At 68.9% G+C, this 12,898-nt stretch carries 11 protein-coding genes and 1 other RNA gene; 9 read left to right on the plus strand and 3 right to left on the minus strand.

Annotation, left to right across the window (positions count from 1 at the left end):
• The first annotated feature begins 94 nt into the window (after positions 1-94).
• The gene (gene secA, locus AB0C20_RS18035; RefSeq protein ID WP_357184079.1) at positions 95-3,022 is read left to right on the plus strand and encodes a preprotein translocase subunit SecA; all 2,928 of its coding nucleotides are present in this window, start codon (positions 95-97) and stop codon (positions 3,020-3,022) included.
• Between the two features lie 104 nt (positions 3,023-3,126).
• Here the strand turns inward: secA and AB0C20_RS18040 are convergent, their stop codons facing one another.
• Complete coding sequence (locus AB0C20_RS18040) at positions 3,127-3,723, minus strand: Rv3235 family protein (RefSeq protein WP_357184082.1); 597 nt, start codon at positions 3,721-3,723, stop codon at positions 3,127-3,129.
• A gap of 299 nt (positions 3,724-4,022) precedes the next feature.
• A complete protein-coding gene (locus AB0C20_RS18045) occupies positions 4,023-4,250 on the minus strand; it encodes a helix-turn-helix domain-containing protein (protein WP_355005552.1) in 228 nt (75 codons plus the stop codon).
• Positions 4,251-4,465: 215 nt separating this feature from the next.
• Between AB0C20_RS18045 and AB0C20_RS18050 the strand changes: the two genes are divergently transcribed.
• On the plus strand, positions 4,466-4,975 hold the full coding sequence (locus tag AB0C20_RS18050) for a hypothetical protein (protein WP_357184086.1): 510 nt from the start codon (positions 4,466-4,468) through the stop codon (positions 4,973-4,975).
• A gap of 54 nt (positions 4,976-5,029) precedes the next feature.
• Here the strand turns inward: AB0C20_RS18050 and AB0C20_RS18055 are convergent, their stop codons facing one another.
• Positions 5,030-6,163 (minus strand): hypothetical protein, encoded by a 1,134-nt coding sequence (locus AB0C20_RS18055; RefSeq protein ID WP_357184089.1) that lies wholly within the window; start codon positions 6,161-6,163, stop codon positions 5,030-5,032.
• Positions 6,164-6,454: 291 nt separating this feature from the next.
• Here AB0C20_RS18055 and pruA point away from each other — a divergent pair, with 291 nt between their 5' ends.
• The 7 genes from pruA to ssrA all read left to right on the plus strand — a co-directional run bounded on the left by pruA (position 6,455) and on the right by ssrA (position 12,813).
• The gene (gene pruA, locus AB0C20_RS18060) at positions 6,455-8,083 is read left to right on the plus strand and encodes an L-glutamate gamma-semialdehyde dehydrogenase (RefSeq protein WP_357184092.1); all 1,629 of its coding nucleotides are present in this window, start codon (positions 6,455-6,457) and stop codon (positions 8,081-8,083) included.
• Positions 8,084-8,260: 177 nt separating this feature from the next.
• A complete protein-coding gene (locus tag AB0C20_RS18065; protein WP_238677722.1) occupies positions 8,261-8,776 on the plus strand; it encodes a PadR family transcriptional regulator in 516 nt (171 codons plus the stop codon).
• A gap of 64 nt (positions 8,777-8,840) precedes the next feature.
• On the plus strand, positions 8,841-9,962 hold the full coding sequence (prfB, locus tag AB0C20_RS18070; RefSeq protein ID WP_357184096.1) for a peptide chain release factor 2: 1,122 nt from the start codon (positions 8,841-8,843) through the stop codon (positions 9,960-9,962).
• 118 nt (positions 9,963-10,080) lie between these two features.
• Positions 10,081-10,761, plus strand: a complete 681-nt coding sequence (gene ftsE / locus AB0C20_RS18075) for a cell division ATP-binding protein FtsE (protein WP_030331491.1) — start codon at positions 10,081-10,083, stop codon at positions 10,759-10,761.
• A 67-nt stretch (positions 10,762-10,828) separates the two neighbouring features.
• A complete protein-coding gene (ftsX, locus tag AB0C20_RS18080; RefSeq protein ID WP_357184099.1) occupies positions 10,829-11,704 on the plus strand; it encodes a permease-like cell division protein FtsX in 876 nt (291 codons plus the stop codon).
• Between the two features lie 149 nt (positions 11,705-11,853).
• Positions 11,854-12,333, plus strand: a complete 480-nt coding sequence (gene smpB, locus AB0C20_RS18085) for an SsrA-binding protein SmpB (RefSeq protein WP_357184102.1) — start codon at positions 11,854-11,856, stop codon at positions 12,331-12,333.
• Between the two features lie 104 nt (positions 12,334-12,437).
• Positions 12,438-12,813, plus strand: a transfer-messenger RNA (tmRNA) gene (ssrA, locus tag AB0C20_RS18090).
• The last annotated feature ends 85 nt before the right edge of the window (positions 12,814-12,898 follow it).

Here is a 12,898-nt window from a genome sequence, read left to right on the forward strand (position 1 = left end):
GTCGGGTTCGGCGGGGTCGAGCACCGCCACCAGTGACCATCGGGCCGATGGAGCGCCTACGATGGTTCGAGACTGTCTAGGGGAGCGTTGATCCGTGTCGATTCTGGAAAAGGTCCTTAACGCGGGCGAGGGCCGCATGGTGCGACGGCTCAAGGCCATCGCCGCCGCCGTCAGCTCAATCGAGGACGACTACGTCAACCTCACCGACGAGGAACTGGCCGGCATGACCGAACAGTTCCGGGAGCGGCTCGACGAGGGTGAGACCCTCGACGACCTGCTGCCGGAGGCGTTCGCGGTGGCCCGCGAGGCGGCCGCCAGGGTGCTCGGCCAGCGCCCGTACGACGTCCAGGTGATGGGCGGCGCGGCGCTGCACTTCGGCAACATCGCCGAGATGAAGACCGGTGAGGGTAAGACGCTGACCTCGGTCATGGCTGTCTACCTCAACGCGCTCTCCGGCAAGGGCGTCCACGTGATCACGGTCAACGACTACCTCGCCCAGCGTGACGCGGCGTGGATGGGCCGGGTGCACGAGTTCCTCGGGCTGACCGTCGGCGTGGTGCTGCCCAACCGGCCGGCCACTGAGCACAAGGCCGCCTACGAGTGCGACATCACCTACGGCACCAACAACGAGTTCGGCTTCGACTACCTGCGCGACAACATGGCGTGGTCGAAGGAAGAGCTGGTGCAGCGTGGGCACAACTTCGCGGTGGTCGACGAGGTCGACTCCATCCTGATCGACGAGGCCCGCACCCCGCTGATCATCTCCGGCCCGGCCGAGCACTCCGCCCGCTGGTACGGCGAGTTCGCCGGTGTGGTGGCCCGGCTCCAGCCCGGCACCGACGGCGAGGGCGACTACGAGGTCGACCACTCCAAGCGCACCATCGCGGTGACCGAGCGGGGTGTCGCCAAGGTCGAGGACCGGCTCGGCATCGACAACCTGTACGAGTCGGTGAACACGCCTCTGGTCGGCTACCTCAACAACGCCATCAAGGCCAAGGAGCTCTACAAGCGCGACAAGGACTACATCGTCAGCGACGGTGAGGTCCTGATCGTCGACGAGTTCACCGGTCGCATCCTGCACGGCCGTCGCTACAACGAGGGCATGCACCAGGCGATCGAGGCCAAGGAGGGGGTGGAGATCAAGCAGGAGAACCAGACCCTGGCCACCATCACCCTCCAGAACTACTTCCGCCTCTACGAGAAGCTGTCCGGGATGACCGGTACGGCGCAGACCGAGGCGAGCGAGTTCAACAAGGTCTACAAGGTCGGCGTCGTGACCATCCCGACCCACCGCCCGATGGTTCGCGAGGACCGGCCCGACGTCATCTACAAGACGGAGAAGGCCAAGTTCAACGCCGTCATCGAGGACATCGCCGAGCGGCACCAGATGGGTCAGCCGGTGCTGGTCGGCACCGTCTCGGTGGAAAACTCCGAGATCCTCTCCCAGTTGCTGCGCCGCCGTGGCATCCCGCACAACGTGCTGAACGCCAAGTTCCACGCCCGGGAGGCCGAGATCGTCGCCCAGGCCGGGCGTAAGGGCGCAGTCACCGTGGCGACCAACATGGCCGGCCGCGGCACCGACATCCTGCTCGGTGGCAACGCCGAGTTCCTCGCCGCGAACGAGCTGCGCCAGCGCGGCCTCGACCCGCTGGAGAACGAGGAAGAGTACGCCAAGGCGATGGAGGAGGTCCTTCCCACCTGGAAGCAGGCCTGCGACGCCGAGGCGGAAGAGGTCTCGGCCGCCGGCGGCCTCTACGTGCTGGGCACCGAGCGGCACGAGTCCCGGCGGATCGACAACCAGCTGCGTGGTCGCGCCGGCCGGCAGGGCGACCCGGGCGAGTCCCGCTTCTACCTGTCCCTTCAGGACGAGCTGATGCGGCGCTTCCGGGCCGGAGCGGTCGAGGCGGTGATGGAGCGCTTCAACATCCCGGAGGACGTGCCCATCGAGTCGAAGATGGTCACCCGGCAGATCAAGAGCGCCCAGGCCCAGATCGAGGGCCAGAACGCCGAGATCCGCAAGAACGTGCTCAAGTACGACGAGGTGCTCAACAAGCAGCGCCAGGTCGTCTACGCCGAGCGGCTCCGTGTGCTCAACGGTGAAGACCTCTCCGACCAGGTCCGCAACATGATCGACGACACCGTCGAGGCGTACGTGCGGGGCGCCACCTCCGACGGCTACGGCGAAGACTGGGACCTTGAGCAGCTCTGGTCCAGCCTCAAGCAGCTCTACCCGGTCGGCGTGACGATCGAGGAGTTGGAAGAGGAGGCCGGTGGCTCCCGGGCCGGCATGGACGCCGACTTCCTGGTCGCCCGCCTCAAGGACGACGCCAACGCCGCGTACGACAGGCGTGAGGAGCAGCTCGGCACCGAGGGGGTGCGCCAGCTCGAGCGGATGGTGCTGCTCCAGGTCATCGACCGCAAGTGGCGCGAGCACCTCTACGAGATGGACTACCTCCAGGAGGGCATCAACCTCCGGGCGTACGCCCAGCGCGACCCGGTGGTGGAATACCAGCGCGAGGGCTTCGACATGTTCGCCACCATGATGGACGGCATCAAGGAGGAGACCGTCGGTTTCCTCTACAACGTCGACGTCCAGGTGACCGAACCGGAGCCGGAGGAGGGGGCCGACGAGGTCACCCTGCTCGACAAGCCGGTGGAGATCCGGGCCAAGGGCCTCAACCAGGCACCGCGGCGGCAGGGCCTGCAATACTCCGCCCCCACCATCGACGGTGAGGCCAGCCCGGGTGCTGTCGCCGTGGAGCAGGCCGAGCAGCAGGCTCCGGCGCTCGGTGTGGGCCGACCGGCTCCGGGTGCTCCTGCGGCACCGGGGCAGAGTGCGCCGTCCGCTCCGCAGCGGCCGGCATCCGGGCTGCGTGGCCCGGCAGTTCCGTCGGCCGCCGCCCGTCGGCCGGCACCGAACCAGGCGGAGGCGAGCAACGGCCCGTCCCGCAACGCGCCGTGCCCGTGTGGCTCGGGCCGCAAGTACAAGCGCTGCCACGGCGCGCCCAACGGTGGCAACTGACAAACAGCACCTGCACCGACAGCGTCTGACCGACGGGTCCCGGCCGACCAGGCCGGGGCCCGTCGGTGTCTTCTCAGCCTCGCCGGCGACCGGGGCAGGTGGGGTCAGAGCACGTGCAGGGCAACGCAGAGCCAGCGGCCCCGGCGATGTTCGAGGCGCAGGGCCATCGCCCAACTTCGGCCGCCCGCGCCGGTGAGGACGGCTGCCGCCTCCACCGTGGCCTCCCGGGGCGCACAGACGCGTAGGCGTTGCAGCCGGACCAGTGGTCGGCCGCTACGGCGGCGGGATGCCCCGGCCCGGCCGGATGCGCGGCCGAGTTCGGTCAGCAGGTCGCCCGCTCGGGCCGGGTCGAGCAGTGCTCGCACCTGGGCCGGCGAGCGGTAGCCGTTGACCACCTCCAGGCAGGTGCCGACGAAGCGGTGCGCTGCCCGGGTGGTTTCCGGTGCGGTCGACGGCGGCAACGACGCGACCGGGTGGGTGCTGGTGGACCGGCTGGGCACCGGGCGCAGCGCTGCTCGCCGCTCCGGCGGGAGGACCGGGCTGGGCCGGGTGGAGGCGAACAGGTCGAGGGCGAGTTGGCCGTCGGTCGGCGCCGGCCAGTACGACCCGTCGGTCTCGTCGACGTACGGCGGGTCGAAGGGTGGGACGGGGCGCAGCCGCACGGGTGGTCGTGAAGGACCGGGTCGCGCTCCGCTCATCATGGCCCCCTTTGATCTTGCGTTTACCTTCGTTTACCTCCGACAGGCTCGATTCTGGGCGACGGAACGGTCTCGGTCAATGGCCTCGTGGTGGCCTCCGCCCGACAAGGCGCGTGATCCACTCGGGTTTCTTGATGTCGCGCGGTCCCAGCGGCCCCAACACCCCGACTTCTGCAAAGCCGAGTGGATCATGCCCCGCGAGGACCGATGGGCCTGGTCGGGCGGGCCGGGGTGGGCGGACCAGATCGGGCGGGGCTGGCTGAGTGGCGCAGGCCAGGCCGGGAGAGCGGGCCGGGCGTCCGCTACTCGGGGTCGCGGTCGACCAGCGGGTTGCTCTGCACCCAATCTGCCGTCTCGTCGTACTTACGCGCTATGTACTCCTCCAGCCGAGTGCGCTCGACGCGCCACTGGCCGCGTCCGCCGATCTTGATCGCCGGCAGTTCGCCGCTGCGCACCATGTGGTAGACCTGCGAGTCCGACACGTTGAGCTCGGCGGCCACGTCGGAGAGCAGCAGGAACCTCGGCTCCACAGAAACTCCCGGGGTTGATGTCGTTTGGCTCAGTTTGCCACCGACAGCCCCCGCCGCCCAGCACCGGACCGGGTCGGTCGCGGACCAACCGCACGGGACACACCGGTTGGGAACTTCCTCCGGCCGGAGGCGGGGTGTATGACGGTCACGGCGTGCGGCATGATCTGCGCCCGTGCCGGCGGCCGCCGGTGGAGGACGACGCGGGGAGACGACCGGTGACCGACGAGCTTGTCCGGGTGTACGTGCCGGCGACCGTACCGATGCTGGCCCGGCTGCGTGCGGAGGGGCTGTCCGCCGACCAGGCGCACGCAGTGACTCCGGCGCTGCGCGAGTGGTACGCCGAGGGTGACGAGGAGGAGTTGGAGTACGTCGCCTTCACCCGGGCTGCCCAGGACGCCCTGCACCTGCTCCGGGCCGATCCGACCGCTCCCCGCCGTCGCGTCGTCATCTCGGTCGACCTGCCGTCGGCGGCGATCGGGCGTGGCGACGGTGAGCTGGGCTCCAGCACTGTGACGTTGACCGACGCCGTGCCGGTGGGTGCCGTCGCGGCCATCCACGTGGACGGCACCGACGCGGCCGAGGAGGTCGGCGCGGCGGCCGACGTGGTGGCCGAGGCGGCGGCTGGTGACCCGGATGCCCAGTTCACAGTCGACGGCGCCGAGGACCACGAGCTTGAGTGGTACGACGTGACGGAGCTGGACCAGCTGCTGAGCGCGACCGACTGAGCCGGGCACACCCACCGGCGGCAGCCGGAGGCGAACCCCGGCTCCGGTGGGGCGTCAGCGAGCCGGGTCCGCCTTCGCCGGGTCCGCGTCGGGCGTCTCGGCCGCGTCGCCCTCGAACGTCTCGGCCGGGTCCGCGTCGAACGCCTTCGCGTAGCCCGGCTTGTCGTCCGCCGGGTCGACCTGGTCGGCGGCGGGATTCGGGACGTGGGCCGGTTCGTCGTCGTCGCTGTGGGCCGGGCTGAGCGTGCGGCCGAACGCGATGAGCGCGGTCAGCGCCCCCACGAAGAGCACCCAGATGCCGTTGTCCACCCGCGAGGTGCCCAGTGAGGTCTGCGCCACAGCGTCCGCCTCACTGAGCGCGCTGGCGAGGTCGAGCAGCGACCGGCCACCAACCCTGATGATCACTTCGGCGAGCAGCAGGAGAAGCCCCGGCCCGGCGCCGGCGAGCAGGTAGGCCGGCCAGCGCAGTGCCGAGGCCTCGGGATCGCGGCGGACGGCTCGACGCCGTGCCCAGGTCAGGTAGCCGAAGGCCAGGAGCCCGGCGAGCAGCCCGGCGACGAGCGACTCGGTACGGGACACCCACTTGGCTGCGTTGATCAACGATTCCTGGCTGTCGCCGGAGCCGAAGAGGTCGAACAGTGGGTCCCTGGCGCGGCTGAACGCGACAACGAAGATCAGCGTGCCCAGCGCGGCGGTGACCACGGCACCGATCGCCGGGGCGGTCCGCGCGGCGGCCAGCGCGCCTCCGATGATCGCCGCGGCCGCCGTGGTGCCGGCGATCACGTTGGTGGTGGACGTGTCGAAGTAGGTGAGGTTGATGGCCACCGCGGCAGCGAGCCCGACCAGCATTCCGCCGCCGATCGCCCCGGCGAAGCGCAGGGTGGCCCAGTCGCCGTACCGGCGGGCCAGCAGGTTGCCAGCGGCGAGTGCGACGGCCGCCCCGGCCACCAGTGCGGCCGAGATCACGCCGGGCAGAGCGAACGCGGAGAGGCTGATCGCGGTGACCCCGGCCGCCGCCGAGGTGATTGCCTCCCGGGTGGACCAGAGCATGGCGGCCAGCCAACCGAGCGCCAGTAGCGCCAGGACTGCGGCGCCGGGGGCGGGCAGCGGCCGACTGCCGGCGCTGGCCGGGTCGACAGCCGGCTCGTCCGACTCAGCGGCCGGGACGCGGCCGGGCTGCTTGGTCATCGTCTCCCCTTCGAGGCGGCAGGTCACCGACCATTCAGGGTACGCGGGTCCGCTGGGCTGCCTGCCGCCCCGGGACGGCGGGACGGATCGAGGCCGGTCGGTAAGGAGGGAAGGGGTGGGGCGGTCCTTGGCGCAGGGCGGTGGCGGAAGTGGGTCGCGCGGCCCGTCGTGGGAGAATCAGGGGAGGTCCCGCCGCTGCTCGGCCTCCCGTGCGGCGTCCGGTGTCCGGCCATCCGGTCGGTGCCCGCGGGTCCGGTTTCGCCACTGCTGTCGAGATCGCCAGGAGCCTTGATGGATGCCGTGTTCTCCGTTCCCGAGCCGCGCAACGAGCCGGTTCGCAACTACGAGCCGGGCAGCCCCGACCGGGACCGGCTCCAGCGGCGGCTGACCGAGCTCGCCGCCGAGCGCATCGACCTGCCGATGACCATCGGCGGTGAGCAGCGGATGGCCGGCGGTGACCCGATCAACGTGGTGCAGCCGCACAAGCACGCCCACGTGCTGGGGGTGACCGCGCACGCCACCCACGACGACGCGCGTGCCGCGACCAGGGCGGCCAAGGACGCCGCGCCGATGTGGCGGGCGCTGCCCTTCGAGGAGCGCGCCGCGATCTTCCTGCGCGCCGCCGAGCTGCTCGCCGGTCCCTGGCGGGACACGCTCAACGCCGCCACCATGCTCGGCCAGTCGAAGACCGCGATCCAGGCGGAGATCGACGCGGCGTGCGAGTTCATCGACTTCCTGCGGTTCAACGTGCACTTCGCGCGTCGCCTGCTCGAGGAGCAGCCGGCGTCCTCGCCCGGCGTCTGGAACCGCTTCGACCACCGCCCGCTGGAGGGCTTCGTCTACGCGGTCACCCCGTTCAACTTCACCGCCATCGCCGGCAACCTGCCGTCGGCGCCGGCCCTGCTGGGCAACACCGTGGTCTGGAAGCCGGGCCCGACCCAGCAGTTCGCCGCGCACTTCACCATGCGGCTGTTCGAGGCCGCCGGCCTGCCGCCGGGCGTGATCAACATGGTCACCGGCCGGGGCGAGGAGGTCTCCGATGTCGTGCTCGCCGACCCTGACCTGGCCGGCATCCACTTCACCGGTTCGACAAAGGTCTTCCAGCAGTTGTGGCGGACAGTGGGCGACAACATCTCCCGTTACCGGGGCTACCCGCGCCTGGTCGGCGAGACCGGTGGCAAGGACTTCGTCGTCGCGCACACCAGCGCCGACGTGGACGCGCTGCATACCGCGCTGATCCGTGGCGCGTACGAGTACCAGGGCCAGAAGTGCTCGGCGGCCTCGCGGGCGTACGTGCCGCGCTCGATCTGGGAGGGTGGGCTGCGGGACCGGCTGGCCGCCACCGCCGACTCGCTGACCTACGGTGACGTGGCCGACTTCGGCAACTTCGGCGGCGCGGTGATCGACGACAAGGCGTTCGCCCGGCACACCGCCGCGCTGGAGCTGATCGCCGGCGACGACAGCTGCCGGGTGCTGGCCGGTGGCACCGCCGACGACTCGGTCGGCTACTTCGTGCGACCGACGCTCTTCGAGTGCGGCGACGCCGCCCACGAGACCTTCACCACCGAGTACTTCGGGCCGATCCTGGGCGTGCACGTGTTCGACGACGCCCGCTTCGACGAGGTCGTCGCGCAGGCGGAGTCGATCGCCCCGTACGCGCTGACCGGCTCGGTGTTCGCCACCGACCGCCGGGTCGTCGAGTCGGTCGGCGAGCGTATGCGGTACGCGGCCGGCAACTTCTACATCAACGACAAGCCGACCGGCGCTGTGGTCGGGCAGCAGCCCTTCGGTGGCGCCCGCGCGAGCGGCACCAACGACAAGGCCGGCTCCTGGCTGAACCTGGTCCGCTGGGTCTCCCCGCGGACGATCAAGGAGACCTTCGTGCCGCCGACCGACCACACCTACCCCCACATGGGCTGACCGGCGACGACCCGCCGGCGGCGCGTGTGGGCGTCGCCGGCGGACGCCCGGAATGTGGCGATCCATCGATAGTCCTCAACGGACAGTCTGCCGCCGACAGTGCACTTAGGAAGTCCTGTCGGGTGGCAAACCGGCAAATCCTGGACGCCGGGTGCGCAAAGTGGCAGCGTAGTGGCCATGGCGGATTCCGGAGTCAACCCTACGGCGGCGGCCCTGCTCGGCCTCCTCCACGAGGGCCCGATGACAGGCGGTCAGTTGATGGCCGCCGCTGAGCGCCGTCTGGCGCCGTACTGGTCGATGACCCGCAGTCAGGTGTACCGCGAATTGCCGGTGCTGGCTGAGCGGGGTTTCGTGCGGCTCGGTAAGCCGGGCCCGCGGATGAGCCAGCCGTACTCACTCACCGCCAGCGGAAAACGGACGTTTTCCCGCTGGCTCGCGGAGAACCCGGGGCGGGACACCATCCGCAACCCGATAGCGCTCCGGATGGCTTTCGGCAACCTGCACTCCGCCAGCCAGCTGAAGGGCCTGTACGCCTCGGCCAACGAATACCACACCGAGGCCCTCGCCCAGGTCCGGGAGCAGGTGAAGAACGCCAAACGGGACGGCGAGACGTACGACGCCAGCGCCCTGGAGTTCGCCGTCGCCTACCACCGGGCGGCCCTGTCGTGGTTGAAGTCCGCCCCCGTCGGGTGACGGTCAGCGGGTTCGCGCATAGGGAACGAGCTGCTCCGCTCTCGGCACAGTACGCTTGTGTGTCGTGACCGCTGCCGATTACGCCGAACAGCTCAAGGAACTCGACGCGACCCTGCGAAACATCGAGGCCGTCCTCAACCTCGACCGTCTCCACGAGGACAAGGCCCGCCTGGAGCAGGAGGCCTCCGCCCCTGACCTGTGGGACGACCAGGCCAAGGCCCAGCAGGTGACCTCGCAGCTGTCGTACGTCAACGGCGAGATCAGCAAGCTGGGCAGTCTGCGTTCCGGCCTCGACGACGCCCAGGTGCTGCTGGAGCTGGCCGAGGCCGAGGCCGACCCGGGTGTGCTCACCGAGGTCGAGTCGGAGATCACCGGGCTGACCAAGGCCATCCAGGAGATGGAGGTCCGCACCCTGCTCTCCGGCGAGTACGACTCCCGGGAGGCGCTGGTCGCCATCCGGGCCGGCGCGGGTGGCGTGGACGCCGCGGACTTCGCCGAGATGCTGCTGCGGATGTACCTGCGCTGGGCGGAGCGGCACGGCTACCCGACCGAGGTCTACGAGACCTCGTACGCCGAGGAGGCGGGCCTGAAGTCGGCCACCTTCGCGGTCAAGGTGCCGTACGCGTACGGCACGCTCAGTGTGGAGTCGGGCACGCACCGGCTGGTCCGGATCAGCCCGTTCGACAACCAGGGTCGTCGGCAGACCAGCTTCGCGGGCGTCGAGGTTCTGCCGGTCACCGAGCAGACCGACCACATCGACATCCCGGAGAACGAGGTCCGGGTCGATGTCTACCGCTCCTCCGGGCCCGGTGGGCAGAGCGTCAACACCACCGACTCGGCGGTGCGCCTGACGCACATCCCGACCGGCATCGTGGTGACCTGCCAGAACGAGAAGTCCCAGTTGCAGAACAAGGCCTCCGCGTTGCGGGTGCTCCAGGCCCGCCTGCTGGAGCGCAAGCGCCAGGAGGAGCAGGCCAAGCTCGAGGGGCTCAAGGAGAACGCGGCGGGCTCGTGGGGCGACCAGATGCGCTCCTATGTCCTGCACCCGTATCAGATGGTGAAGGATCTCAGAACCGAGCAGGAGACCGGCAATCCGAGCGGGGTCTTCGATGGCGACCTGGACAGCTTCATCGAGGCGGGCATCCGTTGGCGCAAGCGTCGGCAGCTCGCCGGCGACGGTGCGTGACGGTGCGCGGGCGGAGCGCGTCGTCGATCTCCAGGTAGGAGCCTGATTCGACGACTCGTGCCGGATCGGCGGGGCGTGGGGCTTGGCTCAGTTGTTACACCGCGTAGACTCACCACCCGTGATTCAGCTTGAGCAAGTGACGAAGACGTACCCGAAGGCGTCCCGGCCTTCGCTCGACAACGTGTCCGTCTCGATCGAGAAGGGCGAGTTCGTCTTCTTCATCGGTCCATCCGGCTCCGGCAAGTCCACGATCATCAAAATGCTGCTGCACGAGGTGGCCCCCAACAAGGGGCGCGTCGTCGTCAACGGCAAGGACGTCACGTCGATGCGCTCCTGGAAGCGACCCCACTTCCGGCGTTCGATCGGCTGTGTCTTCCAGGACTTCCGGCTGCTGCCCAACCGCACCGCCTACGAGAACGTGGCGTTCGCCCTCGAGGTGATCGGCAAGACGAAGGCGGTTGCCCGCCGGGTCGTGCCGGAGGTGCTGGAGTTGGTCGGGCTCGGTGGCAAGGAGCACCGCTACCCGCACGAGCTCTCCGGTGGTGAGCAGCAGCGGGTCGCCGTCGCCCGGGCGTTCGTGAACCGTCCGCTGATCCTGCTGGCGGACGAGCCCACCGGAAACCTGGACCCGGACACCTCGATTGAGATCATGCGCCTGCTGGACCGGATCAATCGCACCGGCACGACCGTCGTGATGGTCACCCACGACTCCAACATCGTGAACCAGATGCGCCGCCGCGTCGTTGAGATTGAGAGCGGTCGCATCGTGCGTGACCAGGCCCGCGGCGTCTACGGGTGAGCCGGCGCTCCACCCCTGCGCAGCCTGACGACGAACACCTCATGCCGGAGACCCGGAGGAAATCCCGATGCGCGTGAAATACGTCCTGTCCGAGGTACTGGTCGGACTGTGGCGCAACGTGACCATGTCCATCGCGATGATCATCACGATGGCGGTCTCGCTGACCATGCTCGGCGCCAGCGGTCTCATGTACCGCCAGGTCGACGACATGAAGGACCTCTACTACAAGAACATCGAAGTCTCGATCTTCTTGACCCAGGAGGTGACCGAGCAGGAGCGCACCGACCTCCAGACCAAGCTCGACAGCGACCCCCTGGTCAAGGACGTCCTCTACGTCAACAAGGACGAGGCGTACAAGCGCTTCAAGGAGATGTACCAGGACGCGCCGGACCTGGTGAACGCGGTCAAGCCGGACCAACTGCCCGAGGCGTTCCGGCTCAAGCTGAACAACCCGGAGCAGTACAAGAACGTCTACGACCAGTACAAGGACACCGCGGGCGTCGAGGAGATCATCGACCAGAGTCGACTGCTCGACAAGATCTTCAACATCCTCACCTCGATCCAGAACATCGCCCTGGCTGCCGCCATCGTGATGGCGGTCGCCGCCCTGCTGCTGGTCGCGAACACCATTCAGGTCGCCGCGTACAGCAAGCGGCGTGAGGTGGCGGTCATGAAGCTGGTCGGCGCGTCCAACTGGTTCATCCAGGCGCCGTTCGTGCTGGAGGCCGTGGTGGCCGGCCTGATCGGTTCACTGCTCGGTCTGGTGGCCCTGGTCGCGGCGAAGTATCTGCTCTTCGACGGGTCGTTGAGCGCGTTGCAGGGTCTGCTCTCGCCGATCACCTGGGGCGACATCCTGTTCATCTTCCCGCTGATGGCTGGCGTCGGTGGTCTGGTCAGCGCGGGTACCGCCTGGATCACCCTGCGCTTCTACCTGCGGGTCTAGGCGCCGTACGGGTCGTCCCGTGGTCTCCCGAGGACCCTCCCGCAGCCGGAAATAAACGGCGCGGGAGGGTCCTTGTGATTCGGGTAGCATGATCGGTTGTCCGGCCGGGGTGAGCCCGGCCGCAGACGCCAGGAGAGGGGGTGGCACCGATGCCACGGGAAAAGGGGCGCAAGGTGGTCGCCTCCAACAAGAAGGCGCGTCACGACTACGCCATCTTCGACACGTACGAGGCGGGCATGGCGCTGACCGGCACCGAGGTCAAGTCGCTTCGGGCCGGCCGGGCGTCACTCGTCGACGCGTTCGCGCAGGAACGTGACGGCGAGTTGTTCCTGCACGCGATGCACATCCCGGAGTACACCCAGGGCACCTGGACCAACCATGAGCCCCGGCGTACCCGCAAACTGCTGCTCAACCGGGGCGAGATCGACAAGCTCCTCGGCAAGACCCGCGAGGGCGGTTTCACCATCGTCCCGTTGCAGATCTACTTCTCGGACGGCTGGGCCAAGGTCGAGATCGCCCTGGCCAAGGGCAAGAAGTCGTACGACAAGCGTCAGGACCTCGCCAAGCGGGACGCGGACCGGGAGATCGCCCGGGTGTCCGGTCGACGCGGCAAGGGCATGGACGACTAGTTCATCCTGTTTGTCCGGGTCGGCGTGCCGGCCCGGGGCTCGGGATGAAAGCTGTTGCGGCAGGCGTTAGTCTTGTCAGTGCCGCCACATCGGCGGCCTGTCGAGGGGGTGACTGGTTTCGACTTCGTACGCAGCGACAGGGGAAGCGAGCCGAGGAAGCCGACGTCGTCTCGAGAATCGGTCGTCGGAAACTTATAAGCGCCAAGCAAAATCGCGCTGACTTCGCTCTCGCCGCCTGAGGCGAGTAGCTAAGTCTGTCGGCCTGGGAACGCCTTCGTCCCAGTAGCCGGCATCAGCTAGGAGGCTGGCCAATCGGACCCGGTCGCGGGGTCCGTGCGGCGAGATTAATCAGCGACTGGGCCCGTCACACCAACTTGCTCGCGTGAGCGGTGGGGCCGAGTAGAGGCACAGCGAGCTGCGCTCGGAGAAGCCCTGACAAACCGGCGAAGGACCCGGGTTCGATTCCCGGCACCTCCACCACCTCGAACGAAGCGCCCCGGCCCACCAGCTGGCGATCTGTCCATCGTGGCCTGGGACGACTCACCGCTGTGCCGGCTGGTGCACC

It is taken from the genome of Micromonospora sp. NPDC048843, assembly GCF_040649965.1.
Lineage (GTDB): Bacteria > Actinomycetota > Actinomycetes > Mycobacteriales > Micromonosporaceae > Micromonospora > Micromonospora hortensis.

Bases quoted from the DNA above. Each gene is read 5' to 3' on its own strand.
- AB0C20_RS18040 (WP_357184082.1), bottom strand. From the start codon at position 3,723: ATGATGAGCGGAGCGCGACCCGGTCCTTCACGACCACCCGTGCGGCTG.
- AB0C20_RS18055 (WP_357184089.1), bottom strand. From the start codon at position 6,163: ATGACCAAGCAGCCCGGCCGCGTCCCGGCCGCTGAGTCGGACGAGCCG.
- pruA (WP_357184092.1), top strand. From the start codon at position 6,455: ATGGATGCCGTGTTCTCCGTTCCCGAGCCGCGCAACGAGCCGGTTCGC.
- AB0C20_RS18065 (WP_238677722.1), top strand. From the start codon at position 8,261: ATGGCGGATTCCGGAGTCAACCCTACGGCGGCGGCCCTGCTCGGCCTC.
- ftsX (WP_357184099.1), top strand. From the start codon at position 10,829: ATGCGCGTGAAATACGTCCTGTCCGAGGTACTGGTCGGACTGTGGCGC.
- smpB (WP_357184102.1), top strand. From the start codon at position 11,854: ATGCCACGGGAAAAGGGGCGCAAGGTGGTCGCCTCCAACAAGAAGGCG.